The 16,525-nt window shown below is 57.5% G+C and carries 16 protein-coding genes; 6 read left to right on the forward strand and 10 right to left on the reverse strand.

The window, feature by feature from the left end:
* Positions 1 to 3: 3 nt before the first annotated feature.
* Genes M7439_RS05575 through npdG form a run of 4 tightly spaced genes read right to left on the reverse strand, consistent with a single transcriptional unit; the run spans position 4 to position 4,198 of the window.
* The gene (locus tag M7439_RS05575; protein WP_298346484.1) at positions 4 to 492 is read right to left on the reverse strand and encodes an HIT domain-containing protein; all 489 of its coding nucleotides are present in this window, start codon (positions 490 to 492) and stop codon (positions 4 to 6) included.
* The gene (thrS, locus tag M7439_RS05580; RefSeq protein ID WP_298346486.1) at positions 492 to 2,420 is read right to left on the reverse strand and encodes a threonine--tRNA ligase; all 1,929 of its coding nucleotides are present in this window, start codon (positions 2,418 to 2,420) and stop codon (positions 492 to 494) included. Before thrS ends, M7439_RS05575 begins: the two co-directional genes overlap by 1 nt.
* Entirely contained in the window at positions 2,417 to 3,538 is a 1,122-nt protein-coding gene (locus M7439_RS05585; protein ID WP_298346488.1) for a cysteine--tRNA ligase, read from the reverse strand. Before M7439_RS05585 ends, thrS begins: the two co-directional genes overlap by 4 nt.
* Positions 3,539 to 4,198: an NADPH-dependent F420 reductase gene (gene npdG, locus M7439_RS05590; RefSeq protein ID WP_298346490.1), complete on the reverse strand. Its 660-nt coding sequence runs from the start codon at positions 4,196 to 4,198 to the stop codon at positions 3,539 to 3,541.
* 92 nt (positions 4,199 to 4,290) lie between these two features.
* Here npdG and fabI point away from each other — a divergent pair, with 92 nt between their 5' ends.
* From fabI to M7439_RS05605, 3 genes are all read left to right on the forward strand, one after another.
* Positions 4,291 to 5,064 (forward strand): enoyl-ACP reductase FabI, encoded by a 774-nt coding sequence (fabI, locus tag M7439_RS05595; protein ID WP_298346492.1) that lies wholly within the window; start codon positions 4,291 to 4,293, stop codon positions 5,062 to 5,064.
* Between the two features lie 219 nt (positions 5,065 to 5,283).
* Complete coding sequence (locus M7439_RS05600) at positions 5,284 to 6,075, forward strand: hypothetical protein (RefSeq protein ID WP_298346494.1); 792 nt, start codon at positions 5,284 to 5,286, stop codon at positions 6,073 to 6,075.
* Positions 6,076 to 6,415: 340 nt separating this feature from the next.
* Positions 6,416 to 7,075: an HAD family phosphatase gene (locus M7439_RS05605; RefSeq protein ID WP_298346496.1), complete on the forward strand. Its 660-nt coding sequence runs from the start codon at positions 6,416 to 6,418 to the stop codon at positions 7,073 to 7,075.
* Between the two features lie 108 nt (positions 7,076 to 7,183).
* On the opposite strand, the gene M7439_RS05610 is transcribed toward M7439_RS05605, so the two are convergent.
* Positions 7,184 to 8,038 carry a deoxyribonuclease IV gene (locus M7439_RS05610; RefSeq protein WP_298346498.1) on the reverse strand — a complete coding sequence of 285 codons (855 nt, stop codon included), beginning with the start codon at positions 8,036 to 8,038 and terminating at the stop codon, positions 7,184 to 7,186.
* A 106-nt stretch (positions 8,039 to 8,144) separates the two neighbouring features.
* Here M7439_RS05610 and M7439_RS05615 point away from each other — a divergent pair, with 106 nt between their 5' ends.
* Genes M7439_RS05615 through M7439_RS05625 form a run of 3 tightly spaced genes read left to right on the forward strand, consistent with a single transcriptional unit; the run spans position 8,145 to position 10,234 of the window.
* Entirely contained in the window at positions 8,145 to 9,467 is a 1,323-nt protein-coding gene (locus tag M7439_RS05615; RefSeq protein WP_298346500.1) for a hypothetical protein, read from the forward strand.
* A gap of 3 nt (positions 9,468 to 9,470) precedes the next feature.
* Positions 9,471 to 9,830, forward strand: a complete 360-nt coding sequence (locus tag M7439_RS05620) for an N-acetyltransferase (RefSeq protein ID WP_298346501.1) — start codon at positions 9,471 to 9,473, stop codon at positions 9,828 to 9,830.
* Positions 9,831 to 9,859: 29 nt separating this feature from the next.
* Positions 9,860 to 10,234, forward strand: coding sequence for an NUDIX domain-containing protein (locus tag M7439_RS05625; protein WP_298346503.1), 375 nt, complete (start codon positions 9,860 to 9,862; stop codon positions 10,232 to 10,234).
* Between the two features lie 63 nt (positions 10,235 to 10,297).
* On the opposite strand, the gene M7439_RS05630 is transcribed toward M7439_RS05625, so the two are convergent.
* The 5 genes from M7439_RS05630 to tatC all read right to left on the reverse strand — a co-directional run bounded on the left by M7439_RS05630 (position 10,298) and on the right by tatC (position 16,524).
* Complete coding sequence (locus tag M7439_RS05630; RefSeq protein WP_298346505.1) at positions 10,298 to 10,858, reverse strand: hypothetical protein; 561 nt, start codon at positions 10,856 to 10,858, stop codon at positions 10,298 to 10,300.
* Between the two features lie 50 nt (positions 10,859 to 10,908).
* Positions 10,909 to 11,433 (reverse strand): hypothetical protein, encoded by a 525-nt coding sequence (locus M7439_RS05635; RefSeq protein WP_298346506.1) that lies wholly within the window; start codon positions 11,431 to 11,433, stop codon positions 10,909 to 10,911.
* A gap of 84 nt (positions 11,434 to 11,517) precedes the next feature.
* On the reverse strand, positions 11,518 to 13,116 hold the full coding sequence (locus tag M7439_RS05640) for an FAD-dependent thymidylate synthase (protein ID WP_298346508.1): 1,599 nt from the start codon (positions 13,114 to 13,116) through the stop codon (positions 11,518 to 11,520).
* A 73-nt stretch (positions 13,117 to 13,189) separates the two neighbouring features.
* Positions 13,190 to 15,709 (reverse strand): RNA helicase, encoded by a 2,520-nt coding sequence (locus M7439_RS05645; protein ID WP_298346510.1) that lies wholly within the window; start codon positions 15,707 to 15,709, stop codon positions 13,190 to 13,192.
* Between the two features lie 89 nt (positions 15,710 to 15,798).
* A complete protein-coding gene (gene tatC, locus M7439_RS05650) occupies positions 15,799 to 16,524 on the reverse strand; it encodes a twin-arginine translocase subunit TatC (RefSeq protein ID WP_298346512.1) in 726 nt (241 codons plus the stop codon).
* Position 16,525: the final 1 nt, after the last annotated feature.

Here is a 16,525-nt window from a genome sequence, read left to right on the forward strand (position 1 = left end):
CCGTTAGCGCGCGGGCCAATGCGTGCGCAGTTTCATTAGTGAGTCCGAAAGCGTCTCTGGCAGAACTCGGGTCTCCGCCAGAGTCGACATAAAATTCGCATCACCCGACCAGCGAGGTACAAGGTGTACGTGGACGTGCTCAGCAATTCCTGCCCCAGCGGCTCTGCCTAGGTTCATGCCAACATTGATACCTTCCGGGTGATAGGCCGCACGTAGTGCATCATGGGCTGCCCGGATGAAGACCAACATCTCCTCGGCTAACACACCATTGAGGCCTGCAAGATCCCCCACATGTGCATTGGGTACCACCATGAGATGTCCGGAAGTGTATGGATAGAGGTTGAGCACTACAAAACAGCTATCCCCGCGAGCAATCACATAGTGCACATCATCACGGTCTGGTTCGGCACCGATCGTGCAGAACACGCATCCGACCGGGCGATCCTCTCCTGCGACAAATTGTGCGCGCCAACCGGCAAAGAGATGTTCCATCAGAAGGCGTCGAGAGTAGGTTCCTGAAGGGCCTGCACCGCCTCGGCGATGAACACGTCGAGTGCAATACCACGCTGCTCCTTGGTATCCCCTCGGCGGTTCACGCCAACGGTCTCAGCGCTCACATCGTTGTTGCCGACGACGAGGATATAGGGAACCTTATCCATCTTCGCCTTGCGAATTCGACCACCCAAGGGCTCGCCTGCAGAACCGACAACGACCCGCAACCCGTTGGTTTTACAGGTTTGGGCCACAGTGTGTGCCCAATCCTGTGCCTCCTCGGTGACCGGCAGGATACGAATCTGCTCCTCTAGCAGCCAGCCTGGCAATGCTCCTGCATAGTGTTCTGTCAAGATGGCAAAGAACCGCTCCACCGATCCAAACAGCGCCCGATGAATCATATAGGGACGCAGTTTCTGATTACTGGTATCTTGAAACTCCAACGCGAACCGTTGCGGCTCCTGGAGATCGATCTGGAGCGTCGAGAGCTGCCATCGTCGGCCGATCGCATCCGTAAGATGGATGTCGATCTTGGGCGCATAGAAGGCTCCCTCCCCCTCGGCTATCGAGTACTCGATGCCAGAGGTGTCAAGAGCAAGCCGGGCGGCCTCGGTAGCGAACTCCCACTCAGCATCGTTACCTACGGACTTCTCCGGTCGCGTCGAAAGCTCTGCATCAAAATCCTCGAGTCCAAATGCGCGTAAGATTGCGATGACAAACCGCAGAAGCCGTCCTAACTCATCCTTGAGTTGGGAAGGAGTGCAAAAGATATGAGAGTCATCTTGGGTAAGACCGCGCACCCTGAGCAAACCGTGAAGGGTTCCTGAACGTTCGTAGCGGTAGACCGTTCCGAACTCGAAAAGTCGTAGTGGCAGGTCACGATACGAACGTGGCTGTGAGCGATAGATGAGCATGTGACCAGGACAGTTCATAGGCTTCGGGTAGTAGAGATCCCCCTCATCAAGCTCCATGGGTGGGTACATCCCCTCCTTGTACCACTCCAAGTGACCCGAGGTTTCGTAGAGCGTCGATTTCGCGAGATGCGGGGTCCACACGAGCTCATAACCCGCGTCGAGGTGCTTGGTTCGTGAGAACTCCTCCATGCGATAACGGATATAGGCTCCCTTTGGGTGAAACACCACAAGTCCAGAACCGATCTCCGGCGGAAAGTGGAACCAATCCAACTCCTGGCCTATGCGACGGTGATCTCGTTTTTCTGACTCCTCCAGGAAGGTGAGATAGTCCGTAGTAGCCTTCTCAGAGGCGAAGGCGATGCCGTAGATACGCTGCAGCTGCGGGCGCTTTTCGTCTCCACGCCAATAGGCGCCTGACACCCGTTGTAGTCGGAAGCTCTTGAGGTAACGAGTTGAGGGAACATGTGGCCCCCGGCACAGGTCAACAAAATCGGGGCGATTACGGTAGACTGAGACGATCTGCGCCGCATCAACATCACGGATAGCGGCCAAGATCTCTCGCTTGAAGAGCTGCGAAGCAAAGAGCTCTTCAGCCTCCTCAATCGTGACCTCAGCCCGTATAAACGGTTGATCTTCGGCCACGATACGGCGCATCTCCCCCTCGACCTTCGCGAGGTCAGATTCCTCGAAACGCCCATCATTTGGTAGGAGAAAGTCGTAAAAGAAACCGTCTTCAGTCGTTGGACCAATCGCGTACTGCGCTCCCGGAAACAGTCGCACCACAGCCTGGGCAAGCACGTGGGCCGACGAGTGTCGCACGATGTCGAGCCCATCATGACTATCGGCATGGATGAGCACTACCTCATCATCAGGATCAAGCGAGTGCCTGATATCAACCAGTACACCGTTAACCCGTAAGGCGACCACATCCTTAGCGGTTGCCTTGGGCAGCCGAGCGAGAAGATCGGTACCACTGCTCACGGACTCCTCATAGCTCTGACCGTCTAGCTTCACGAAACCTCCAAATCGATTCCCAATAATGTAACCGTATCCCTGACGCCCTGACCCTCAGCGACGGCACGTTCGATTGCCGCAATAGCCGTTGGCGTATCGAGGTCATTATCGAGAGCCGCCGCTACTTCATCAAAAGCGCCTCTACCAGGTCCGCTCGCACGCCACCTGGCAATACGCTCCTTTGCGCTCGCCAACACGGCATCGGACCAGTCCCAGGTCGATCGATAGTGATGGCTCAAAATGGCCAAGCGAATCTCCTCGCCAGTGGAATCTTTAAGTAAGTCACCGACAAACACAAGGTTCCCAAGCGACTTGGACATCTTGACTCCGTCAAGGCAGACCATCCCAACGTGCATCCAGTGTTTCACGAACTCACCGCCGGTGATCGCCTCCGTCTGTGCCGCTTCACACTCATGGTGAGGGAAGATCAGATCTGAACCGCCTCCATGGATATCGACAACCGGACCCAATTCTCGCATGGCCAGTGCCGAACATTCGATATGCCATCCAGGACGTCCGGGTCCAAAGCGTGACTCCCATGAAGGTTCGTCCGGAAGCGACGGTTGCCACAACACAAAGTCGAGCGGATCACGCTTTCGCAGATCACCTGGATTGCCACCTCGTTCGGCGGCAAGCTCCATCATCATGTCACGCGGAAGGTGGGACACCTTCCCAAAATGAGGCGCCTTCGCCACCTCAAAGTAGACCCAGCCATCGACTTGGTAGGCAAAGCCACCATCCATGAGATCACCGACCATCGTCAAAATCTCTGGAATCGCCGAGGTCGCCCTCGGCTCTGCATGCGGTCGAGCAAGGCCAAGGCCAGCCATATCACGATCGAACTTAGCCATCTCTCGCGCAGCGAGATCCAGATAGTTCGCGCCAATCGTTCGAGCCTTGCGCAGGATATCATCATCGACGTCGGTCACATTCCGGACACACGTAGAGATCACGTTATGCCTCGCGAGATTGCGCTGCAAGAGATCAAAGGTCACATAGACCGCTGCATGACCCATGTGGGCAGCATCATAGGGAGTAATGCCGCAGGTGTAGATACGGGCGACTTGGTGGACATCAAGCTCAACGAGCGCCTCGCGGGCGGTATCAAAGATCTTCACCTACGCAACCTCCACGCCAGTCAGGCGGATTGACGCCGTCGCCTTGTACCGCAAATTGATGTTTAACAGCACCGCCGTCATCGCCTCGATAGCGGGTGCCTGGGCCAGTGATCCAGCCTCCAAGACCCGCAGTCCCGGGATCCTTGACAGGATGACCGCCACCTGACTCCTCGCACTGGAGGAGTCAGCACAGACAAGCGTATCGACCTCGACAGGTCGGGAAAGGTTGGCAAGCGATCGTGCGGGTACATGATGCAGGGCTGCCACCACCATGGCTGCGGGCAGTCTCGCCTGTAGGAGTTGGGCCGCCGAGCCTCGTGGGACGGTAAGAGCGGCGAACTCGTCACCCACCTTCACCAGCGCGTTCGCCATGGAGACGACGATCTTACCCTCCAAAACGTGTTCGAGTGGTTCCACCAACCGGATCGTGGCTTCCCAGGGAACCGCTACAAAAACCATTTGCGCTCTGGCGACCTCTTCGTTGTCGGCGCCAACCAGGTATCCATCCACCTCCGGCCACCGGCCCATCATGCCCTTGGCAACCTCGACGGCCTTGGTCCTGTCCCTCGAACCCAACCCCACTGACAGATGGCTCGCCGCAAGTCTTGCACCCAGCGCACTGCCCAGAGGGCCTGTCCCTCCCAATATTCCGATCTGCAAACCCAACTCCTCACTCGATGTCGTTTCGTAGTGTGCTCATACCAATCTAAGCTGCTATTACTCTGAGTAGAGTTTACGGCCAGGGAGATGGAATGGGCATCCTAGACGAAAAGCAGCTTCTGATCACTGGTGTTCTCAACACCTCATCGATCGCGTATCATATCGCCTCCGTCGCGCGCGACGAAGGCGCCGAGATCATTCTCACGGGTTTTGGTCGGGGTCTCTCAATCACACGACGAGTCGCAGCGAAGTTGGGTGCCGATGTGCAGGTCATCGAACTCGACGCTGGCAACCCCACCTCAGTCGATCAGGCAGCCGTCGAAGTGGGTAAGAGCTGGGCACATCTTGACGGAATTGTCCATGCCATCGGTTACGCGCCACCCTCCTGCCTGGACAAGCCGATGCTGGAAGCCCCATGGGAGGATGTCGCCATTGCCCTCCAGGTATCGGCATTTTCCCTCTCGGAGCTGGCCAGAGCTTTTCGCCCGTTATTGGCAGCCGCCGAGGGGGCATCCATCGTGGGCCTTGACTTCGACGCAACCGTCGCGTGGCCTGGCTACAACTGGATGGGTGTCGCTAAGGCTGGTCTCGAGTCGCTCAGTCGCTATCTGGCTCGAGAACTTGGAGGTTCCCAAATCCGCGTCAATCTCATCTCTGCAGGGCCGATTCGCACCATCGCTGCCAAATCGATTGAGGCCTTCAAAATGTTCCAGGACAATTGGGGGGATCGCTCTCCTCTCGGTTGGGACCCTGAGAATGCCCTGCCTGTCGCTCGGAGCGTGGTAGCTCTCTTGTCCGACTTCTTCCCGATGACCACTGGCGAACTGATTCACGTCGACGGCGGTTATCATGCCTTCGGAGCGTAACCAGGACGTTAGCCACATGTTTTGGTCCAAGATCGTCTGACCACATCATCCTTGACGGATGCCTTGACGGCGCGCAATCGGATGGCTAGTGTAGGTCTTGGCTCATGGAAGAGCCACCGGGGTCACCACTCGATGATAGGTGGAGCACACCTTGGAAAAGGCCCCGATCTATCGGGTCAAGACGATACCCCAGACTGAAGAAGCTGCCAAGGAGGGCTCATGTTGCAACCGTTGCGCAATCTGCGCATCGCGGCCGCTATTATCATCGCCGCGGTAATCGCCACAGGCGCACGCGCGTCGACGCAACTCACCGCTGTAATCATCAAGGGTGAAGGATCGGGATCAACCTATCATATCGTCCTGCGCGGATCGCGCACGGAGACCGCAAACCCTGGTGTTCCCTCACTCGGGCCAGTCTTTATTCCTTCACTCGTAACCCATACCGGGGCATCGCTAGCAGTGAGCTGTGTGACCTATCACACAGTTGTTCCCCCTTCTCAATCCCTGTACCAAGCCGAAGTGTCGTGGGCAGAGGCGATGTGGGCACGCCTGAGCGTGTACCCACGATGCGACACCAACCCCATCAGTCATCTGGATCTCCTCGCCCTCTGGATCCAAGTCGTGAACGACCGGCTACCTCGACCCAGCATCGCGGCTCATCCGTCGTTCGGTATCGTCAACGTTCCTTTGCAACTGCTCACCTCGACGACTCCGACCGCTACCACTACGCTGTCCACCAACGACGGACTGCTCGTGATCCACGCCTGGTCATGGAGTTCATGGCAGTTCAACCACGCGCCCCCGCCCGGAGTTCCTCCAACTGGAAACGCTGCCCTGACCTGGTACCGTCCGGAGCAATCAGGCCTCCTCGAGGCTTCCTTAATAGAACATTGGTCAGCCGACTATCGCGTTGGAGGCCTCACCGGGTCACTCCCCAACCTCGATGTTGGCGCAAACACTATCAGCCTCCCGGTCGTTGCACTCACGACCGAACTCCGGAACGTACAGTAGTCTGGGTGGATGCAGGCTGCTACATAGCTACCAGTTGCCCTCCATTAGCCAAAAACACGCGAACCATTCTGATCTCTTGCGCCGCGTCCCCATCAGCGGACGCGGCGGAGGAAGGTCCGAATCGGCTCCAACATCTCATGAGGAACCATGACTGTCCATACCGCGCGATGACGCGACACCGGAGCGAAAACCCGTTGTGTATCGGTGTTCGCCGGCACTGCCGTTGGCAGACGGTAATGGATCTGCGGGCCGAAGGGGCCTCGCGAATCGAATGCACGCTGCAAGAGTCCCAATCGGCAAAGCCAAGATCAGGGACTGACACCCGGTAGGGTATGACGGTGTGAGCGAAGCGGAATCCATACGCACCACAACCGGGACGCCCCCCGCTACCGCCGTTGTCTTCGATCTCGGTGGGGTCTTCATCGATTGGGATCCACGGCACCTCTACCGCAAAATCTTCGCCAACGAGCGCGACATGGAACGCTTCCTCGAGCAGGTTTGCACACCAACTTGGCATGCCCAGCTCGATCGCGGCGTTCCGTTCTCCATCGCATCACAAGCACTGCTCACCGCCAACCCTGGGCTCGCGGGCCCGATCCGCGCCTATCACGATCGCTTTCCAGAGATGTGGGGGCCCGTTTCGCGCCAGATGGTCGCGCTCTTGCATCGGCTCAACGATGCCGGCCACCCAACCTATGCGGCAACGAACTGGCCCGCCGAGTACTGGGATGGGGCGATGGCGACGTTTGCATTCCTAGCAACCTTTCGCGGCATTCTCGTATCAGGACTCATCGGTGTTGCCAAACCATCTCGAGACTTCTTCAATACCCTCTCCACAACGTTCCCAATCACGCCTTCGCAGACAGTCTTTATTGATGATCGCGCTGAGAATGTGAGGGCCGCGACCGACGCCGGCTACCGCAGCCACCGATACGTTGGCATGAACGCACTGGAGTCGTATCTACAGGATAATGGCCTCGAGGTCAATGGAGAGATCTGAAACACCGACGAGTCGCTGCCGATCCCAAGAACGACTACCCCAGCGAGTTCTGCGAATCGACACCCTCAACGCTGGCGCACACGGGACCAACACGCAAGCATTTGGCACTCAGGAGCCTGACGCTCCAGAGTTTGCTAGCGCATCTCGCAGCTGCACGACATCTTCGATGCGAGGCCCGTCACCGGAACCAGGTACCTCAAGAATGAGATCGGCAGATTGAAAGACCTCGTGATGGACAAAATCGATCAGCGCATCTAACCCAATCTCACCCTCACCAAGATTGGCATGACGGTCATGCGCCGAACCGAGTTCCGACGCTGAATCATTGAGATGGACGACGGCTACCTTGCCAAATGTGCTCTTGAGTTCATCAGCCAGCTCATCGGCGAGAGCCCGATCGCGCAGATCATAACCAGCAGCAAAGAGATGTTGAGTGTCGATGCAGATGCCCACCACCTCTGGCCGCTCGCATCGTTCAACGAGTTGGCGAAGCTCAGCGACTGACCGACCCATCGAAGCGCCTCCTCCGGCTGTGTTCTCAAGAAGCAATTGCGTCGTCTCCGAGGCAAGGGACACCGTTGGCGCTACCGCTCGCCGCCAACTTTCAAGGCTCTCCAAAAAACCATAACCCTTATGCGATCCCGGATGGAGAACCACGGCAGAGAGCGACTTCTCAACCGACGTGGCCATGACGGCCGCCAGCAACTCGCTCGATTTGGTGACGAGTTGCGGATCATTCGACCCCAAATTGATGAGGTAGGAGGCGTGAACGACGAGGTCGTCAACTCCACGGAGCCGTGCCGCCTGGCTCACCGGACCACTCGCCGGAGCCGCTAGCGGGCGATACTTCCAGGTTCGGGGCGAAGAGAGAAAGAACTGTGCTGCTTGCACACCAAGCGCACCTGCCCGATCTATCAGACCATCGAATCCTCCAGCCGCCGAGACATGAGCACCTACCCGCATTGGAGCAAGGCTAGCTGCTGACCCCTCTCCGTCGTCCGACTAGTATTGCCCGATGGTGGTCGACCGAGGACCACCGCAATTCGAACAACATGCTAGGTGGAGGTTCATGGCGACCAAACTCGAGATTGAGCTGACCAGTCAGCTCGACAGCGACAACTGGACATGGCGCGCAGCAGGCGCCCGTAGTCCAAAGGGAACGGTCGCCAGCCAGCTTCTCTATGACGGAGCAAAAATTGGCGATGTAGCGCGAGCTGATGTATCAATGGGTCTCGATGGCATCGAGATACTTTCCGTCACTGCACCGACCGCCAAGAAGGCGCCGGAGAACCGAATTGAACTGATCGGTTCCTCCAGCGATGAACCTTTAGTCAATATTTCACTGAAGAAAAAGGGACGTCCTGATCGTCCAAGCCGTGGGCCACGTGAAGGCGATGATCGCTCGCGGCGAGGTGGCGAGCGTGCTCGCCAAGGGCAACCGGCAAAGGGGGGCCGAGGTGATACCGATCGGCCCCGACGATCGGGTGACGGACCTGGCGGCCAAGACCGACCGCCCCGGACCAACCGTCCCAACGCCACAGATCGACGACGACCGAACCGGCCGGAGGCGAAGCGGCTCCACCCCAAAGAGACACACCGCAGAGAGGTCCTTGACTCTCTCCTCCCCGAGCATCGACCGATTGGTGAGGCCTTAGTGAAGGGTGGGCTGCCCGCTGTGCGAGCGGCTATCGCCGAACAGAATGCCCTTGCTCTTGCGGCAGGCAATCCCGAGACGCCGGTTGACGCAACACTCAAGATCGCAGAGGGCATCCTTCCTCGCATCCGAGTCGCAACGTGGCTCGACCGAGCAGAAGCTGCGAGCGAGATCGCGCAAGAAATCTCGCTGAAAGACTTGCGGGCGATCTTAGCGGCGGCCGATCGCTCGGCAAAGAACCCACAGGTGACGGAACTCTTCAACACCTTATCGACGGTACTCGCTACCCGCTCGAGTGCTGAGACTGAGAAGTGGCAGCAGGAGGTGGCGAGTGCTGTGGACGAGAACCGCCTCGTACGCGCCTTGCGCCTCGCTGCGAAGCTGCCTGATCCGGCGGCAAAACTGCCGACAGAACTCGCCGAACGTCTGGTTGGCCTCTGCAATGCAGAGATGAGTGCCGAAACTCCCTCGGAGCGCTGGATGGTACTCATCGATGCCGTTGCCCAGAGTCCCATCCGCCGTCAGGTGCAGCCAACGAGCCTTCCCAACGACGCGACACCTGAACTGATCGAGTTCGCCAAGGAGAACGCCGGACGCATCCCAGCCCTCGCTCAGTTGACGGGTGTCTCCGTGCCACCTCCTCCTCGTCCGGAGATTCTTGCAATGGTGCCAAAGACCTCCCGCCCTGCTAAGTCGGCACCGAGCGATGAACCCCCGATACCTACTGACGACCTCTAGATCATGACGGTGCGCATCGCTACGGTGCGAACTCCCCCGGAGGAGTTTCTTGGCTGGATTCCGGCTGAGCTCGTTCTCGAACACAGTGAGGCCGTGGTCGCCTATTGGGATCAGACCCCAGCAGGGCTTTTGCTGTTTGCTGTAGACGGAGCCGTTGCAAAGATTCACTTCCACTACGTTGAATCTGCACTACGCAACCTCGGGATCGGCGAGCAGCTTCTCGAAGAGACGCTCACCCTCGCCAAGGGGGCCGGTTGCACAACCTGTTACGGTTGGGTCTCTCCAGGAGATCGCATTGCAAAACTCACCTATGAAGCACAAGGCTTCCGATCAGACCAGATCCGCGTGAAGAGGGAACTCTAACGCCTACGCATTTAGAGAAACCTCCCAAAGTGGCCGTCTCCGGCGTCACCATCGACCACGACAAGGTGCTGTTGGTTCGGCGTTCACCACTCAACCCAGAGGTATGGGCCCCGCCCGGGGGCAAGGTCGAACGACACGAACACCTTGTCCAAGCCCTAGAACGCGAGACTCACGAAGAGATCGGCGTCACACTTCATCCCCTCAGGCTGCTCGCTCAGATCGAGCTCCACATGACAGACCGCTCGTATGCACTCTTTAGCTTTCTCTGTGATGTCGTCAACGAGCCGAGTGCCCTGGCCCCCAGCTCCGACGCGCTCGACCTCCGCTGGTGGCGCTTTGAGGACACCCTTCACGCACCCCTCGCCCCCGGCGTCTTCACTGTTTTACGCCAACTCACCCAGTGAACGGAGTCCACTGCGAAGGGTGACCAACCTTGATGGAGTGGTTCCATCAAGGTTCTCAGTTGACTACTGTTGTTCCTCGCGCAACTTAGACACGCGACCTAAGACCGTTCGACGGCGGCGGTGCTCAAGTTCAAACGCCTCTACCTCGCCGAGCTGATCAAGCGTTAACCCTTGGAGGTGACCGATCACCTCAGCGGCGGTCATCGCCTCATATCCAACGATTCCGCCAACGGTCTCGCTTCCTTGTGCCTCATGGACAGTAGGCTCCGCGGCCGTGGGGTCTGCTTGCGAGTTGCCCTCCCCACCGAAACCACCCACCCGAGACTGAGCGGTCTTAAAGACAAGATCGGCAGCACCCTCAACGGTCCTGCGCACGTCAGATACTCGCTCCTCGAGATCGTTGATCTGCGTCCCGTATCTAGCTTTCATGACTCCGGCCGCCATGTCGCCGACGAATTTTGCGGTCTGTAACGGACCTTGCACCACACGCCGACCCTCTTCAGCGGCGTTTGGGAGGGTCTTTACGACTGCGGCAAGCAGACCAATCGGCTGATAGAACAACCGATTCACTACCTCCTGTTTGAGGTCATCGAAATCGAACGATGGAGTCTCTTGCGTAGCCATGGTTACTCCTTTCTGACGGAGCCGAGAACGGCCCGACTAGTTATAGCCTACTAGACACAGTCACGGCAGAACATCTTCTCCTGGTCAGCCAGTTGTATCATGCTCTTAACAAGGAAACATGACTGACAGACAAACTCATCTGGCTGACGAGGCTTGACCCGGACAACCGTGTCTCCAGACTCATCGACCTCCTCTTCGTCGTCGACCTCGGTAACTACGAAGCGCTCACGAAGAATATCATCGAGGGCTGACTCAACCTCATCGTCGTCAACCTCCTCCTCATCATCAGACTCCTCAGCGTCCTCTGACTCCTCGGCTTCGTCATCAGCGTCTGGTGTCAACTCTTCGATTTCGACACCATCCATCTCGTCAAGCACAATCTCATCGTCGACTTCTTCGTCTGCATCGAGATCGTCATCGAGATCGAGCTCTTCGTCGATCTCTTCATCAACGATCAGTTCGTCATCGAGATCGAGCTCGTCCTCTTCATCAACGTCGAGTTCATCAACATCGATCTCGTCCTCTACCGGTGCTGTCGCCGCCTTTGGATCTATCTTCTTCTTACGATCGGCCATCACTACCTCTTTCAGTTTGCAAGCACGTGTTTCAATTCGGCAATGCTAACCACTTTCACACCCATTTAGTTCCGCAAAACTCGCCTAATTTCCAAGTTTTTCAATCAGGCGCTCCTCCTGTACCCGCCGACCAAGCAAATAGCTCTCGGTATCGACAAAACGCATCGCAGCAGCGAGGTGGTGATGACCGATACGGTCCAATGATCGATACATCTCTTGTGCGATGGTCCGATAGACTGGATGTCCCTGCGGTTGCGATCGCAACTCTACCAGATGCAACAATTCTCGTGCATTCAGCTTGACAGCAAAGCGAACGCGAGCAGCCAGGGGGAGCACCATCCGAGCGGTCGGAGCAACCACTGTATCATGAAGATCCTCAGCAAAGCGGAAAGCGGCATCAAAAACCGGATCAATCGCTTCGAGTAACCCCTCATCGGCAAGCGCCGGATCGACTTGGTAACCAGCGATGGCAACAGGATCCTGTTCGAGCAGGGTCAGGAGACGGTGACGTGCGAGGTCACGGTAGGACCCATAATCAGTCTCGATCTCGAAGGTATAGGAACTCATCTCCCACGCCCGCGAAGGCTTATGACGACGATTTTCTCGATCTCCACTGTAGGCCCGAAAGATCTCGACACGTTGGGCATCAGAGAGCTCGCGTGCCCGGCGTTCGCACTCTGCAAAGGAGACCCCGCTCTGTTCGTACAACATCCAAGGAATCAGCTCCGCATCACTCTGGGGCTCGTAGCCTAACAGTCGCACACTAGGCGCCCAGTAAGGTGTGGGCGACCGTTGCACGGGTTCCTCGGGCCATGATGGATCGACAAGCGCTTCGATATTCGCCTGTCTCTGAGCGAGATAGGTGGTCCATCGACCACCTCGGTCGGGTCGATCCATCCGACCGACCAGTAGCCCGAGTACCTTGGTGACTTCACGAGCGATCGCATCTGCCGTATACAGACTCTCATACGAGCCGATGGATCGGAGACGAACGACGAGATACTCCAGCGCCTGCGCGCTACCGACGATTCCGACGTTGGTCATCGTCGCCATCGGGAGGCACCCGCGTGCGCTATCGAGCGCAGCTGCTCGAGCGGCACGTACCCTCGCCATATCATCAGTAGGTACGTCTTGGGTGAACCGAGCCTTCATAGCATCGAAGACCGTCGCGTAGAGATCGAACTCTTGAGCGATGATCTGGTGGTAATGGCGCCGAAGCTCTCCCGCAAACTCCTCAGGGATAACGGCTCGCAGGCTCCCATCTTCTCGCAGAGAGGACAGGTTGACATAGCGCGTCGATTGTTCAAGGAATGACAGCAATCGATGACGTTCTAGCGTCCGTGTCAGCACCGTTGACACCTGTTCAACTGCGACGTGTGTCGTGGCCAGCTGAGCAACCGAATCATCACCGTAGTCACCGATAACTCGACCCATCAGCGCCCTGGTGCGCGATCCTGTGCCGAGACTCACGTGCGTGGAGACGGGATCGAGATCGTGCGCAAACTCATCAAGAAAGATACGCCGCAGCGACTTGCTCGAACGAGAGTAGCGTGCGAAAAGGGCAGCAGCGAGCTCCTGGGGAACATTCTGTAGACAAAACACCGGTTCGTCGACGTTGGTGAAGTATCTCTCCAGGGTAGCCCGCTCCGCCGGCGCGAAGACTTCGGGAAGGTAATTAGCCACGCCGCTAGCCTATCGAGACCAGCGCTTTGACTGCGCCGCCCAAGAGGAAGTAGGTTACCGGTGCCTCACGTTGCTACAGTCCGACTACGTCAAAACCACTCTCATCGGTGAACTGAGCATCCTCATTGGCGAGCACTGCCACCTCCGAGGAGATAGCCACGATTCCGCGCACGACGGCGGCTTCGGTACGCCTAGCCAACTGGCCGAGAGGCTGGTCAACATAGACCGCCGCAATCTGACGGGCAAGATCTGCGATCTGCTTGGTGTTACGCACGAAGTCTCCAGGAGGGATCGGTGATAACCGCAAAATTCGCTCCAACGGTTTCCCATCGGCCCAATCGTAGATCAATTCGCTAAAGCCAACATCTGGAACGCGAGTCAGTGGCAGTTCACGTACCCCCTCGAGACGCTGCAGCTCACTCGACAGACGGCGAACTTCTCGAAAGCGCTCGATGAGCTCGGGGTGACTAGAACGCAGACCGGTTCCCGTGAAACTCGGTCGTGGTTCGAAGGTCATCCACGAAAGCACCGAGGCAAAACCTGGTTCGTTGAGCGCTTCGAGCTCCAATGTATCTAGTGCCAGCGCCAACAGGATGTCAGACTCAGAGTAGAGGCTTGACAAAATGGTGCCAGTGGGAGTGAGCGACCAGCCTCGCGAAAAACCAAACGCCTCCATGACAGAGAGCACACGGTCAAAATAGCCGGATAAAGCAGCCCGTCGTTGGTTGATGCGCTCCTCGAGTCGCGCTGCCCGACCCTCTTCTCGTAGCTCATGCTCTCGACCAACACCGGTCTCAAGAAACTCCCTCGATGGTTCCTGATGGTGACGTGCCTTCAGACTCCGCTTGAGTTCCTTGGCAGCCTCTCGCCGCATGAGCTCCTTGCGCCCACGATCCACAGGCGGCAGCGCGATCCGCTTTTGCAGACGTGCTTCCCGCAGATGCGTTGCGCCGAGGGTGTAGCCGCGACCAGAAGGCGACACCGTCTGAATCTTCATACGACCATGAGCGCGATTCGACACCGAAAGGACCACCAGCGAGGCGCGATGCCGAGTCCCTTCAGCCGAAGGGACCGAGATCACCGACCCAGGCACTACCCGTACCTCATCAACCTCTCCAATCGGCCGGAAGGGGCCATGTCGACGGCGCAATCCACGAAGCTCAGCCTCTAGCCTCACCACCTCAGCATCCTGTGAGAATTGAGCGAAGGAGAGATTGAGGAGCTCCCTCGCCGCCTCGGGTGTGTAGCGTTTGACAAGATTCGCAGCCATATTGTAGGTAGGTCGAAACGACGATGTGATGGGATAGAACTCCCCCTCGACCACCCGAGCGACATCCGCAAAGGTGACTCCGCCACCCCAAGCGACATAGCTGCTACCTCGGTGATCAATCCCACGCCGTCCTGCCCGTCCTGAGAACTGCGTGTACTCTCCTGGCGAGAGTATCTTATGGGTCTCGCCATTGAACTTGACCATCTTCTCTATCACGACAGAGCGCGCAGGCATATTGATCCCCAGCGACAGGGTCTCGGTCGCAAAAACCACCTTGATCAATAGTCGTTCAAAACACTCCTCCACGATCTCTCGAAACGGAGGGACCAATCCCGCATGGTGAGGTGCAAAGCCGGCCTCCAAACCCGCCATGAACTCCACATATCCCAATACCTTGAGATCGCGCGGATCAAGTTTCGCCAAACGTCGATCGACCACTTCACGAATCATCTCCCGCTCGATCTGGGTCGTCAAGCGAAGGCCACTCGCGACCGTCTCATCGGCGGCAGCCTGACAGCCAGCTCGCGAGAAGATGAAGATGATCGCCGGCAATTCTCGGTTCGCTGCGAGGAATTCAATGAGTTCAGGACGGGCCACGCCCCGAGCCTTGGGACCAAACGAGCGTCGAGTGCTCGAAAGCCATGGAGGGTCAAGTTCGGAACCCTTCGGGTTTGGTCGTCCCCCCTGGAGCACCGGAAGTGCCGTGACTTGACGAGAACGACGATCCGCATAGAGGTATCGATGCTCAAGGGGTACGGGCCGACCACGTGCTTCGACGACCGTCATCTGGCCCCGAACCTCTCGCATCCAAGCAGCAAAATCATGGACGTTAGAGACCGTCGCCGAGAGGCATACCAGATTCACATTTCGCGGCAGGTGAATAATCACCTCCTCCCAAACAGCACCTCGGTAAGGATTCTGGAGATAGTGCACCTCATCAAGCACCACGAGTCCGAGATCGTCGAGCGACTCAAGGCTGGCGTAGATCATGTTACGCAATACCTCGGTCGTCATGACCACCACGCGCGCACCAGGGTTAATCGAGTTATCACCGGTGAGGAGACCCACATTCTCGGCTCCGAAGGCACGCACAAATTCAGCATATTTCTGGTTTGAGAGCGCCTTCAGCGGAGTCGTGTAGAAGGTGCGAAGTCCAAGGTCAAGAGCGCGACACGCGCCAAACACCCCTACCAGCGTCTTGCCTGACCCCGTAGGTGCGGCGACAAGCACCGATTCATCCCGAAGGATCGCTACAATAGCCTCCTCCTGGAACGGATCAAGCTCGATATCAACCCGATCCTCAAAATGAGAGACAAATGTCACGAAGCTCCCTATGCGACACTACGAGCTGGCAGGAACTCTTTCCACCATCAGCGACGAGTATCTACCCTCTTGAGCCTACCACCGCCGGACTACGCCTCCTGACGAACCGTCTTGCTCCCAGGACGAAGCAGTATGCGTCCCACCAGGATAGCCAACTCATAGAAGACGAGCAGGGGGACCGTCATCGCTGTCAGCGAGTATGGGTCATTGCTCGGGATAAAGACCGCCACAACAACGATGATGCCTAGCCAGGCATAGCGCCGACGCTTACGGAGCGCCGTAGGTGAGACCGCACCCAATAACTCCAAGACAACAAGTACCAGCGGAAACAGAAAGGAGATCCCAAAGGCGATCATCAAGAGCATGAGAAAGTTGAGGTAGTTCTGCGGCGTATAGATTGCATGCACATGGGCGCCAGCAGCTGATTCGAAAAAGTGGAGGGCATGCGGGAAGACGAGATAGGCCACCATCGCGCCCAAGCCGAAGAGGACGAGCGAACTCAGCACAAAGGCAAGACCATACCGACGTTCCTTGGAGCGCAACCCCGGTGCGATGAAGCGCCAGAACTGCCACAAGACGATCGGTGAAGCGAAGAACAGACCCGAGATCGCAGCGACCTTCAGACGGATCGCAAATCCATCAAAGGGACCAGTGACATAGAGACCACAGTTATCCGCACCATTGGTAACGCAGAGCGGATGCATCAAAAAGGTCAAGATCGAGGGATAGACGATGTAACCGACCACGGCTCCGATCGAAACTGCGATAATGGAGATGATGAGCCGTTTGCGCAGTTCACGCAGATGCTCGATCATC

The sequence above is a fragment of the Ferrimicrobium sp. genome, from assembly GCF_027319265.1.
Taxonomy (GTDB): Bacteria; Actinomycetota; Acidimicrobiia; order Acidimicrobiales; family Acidimicrobiaceae; genus Ferrimicrobium.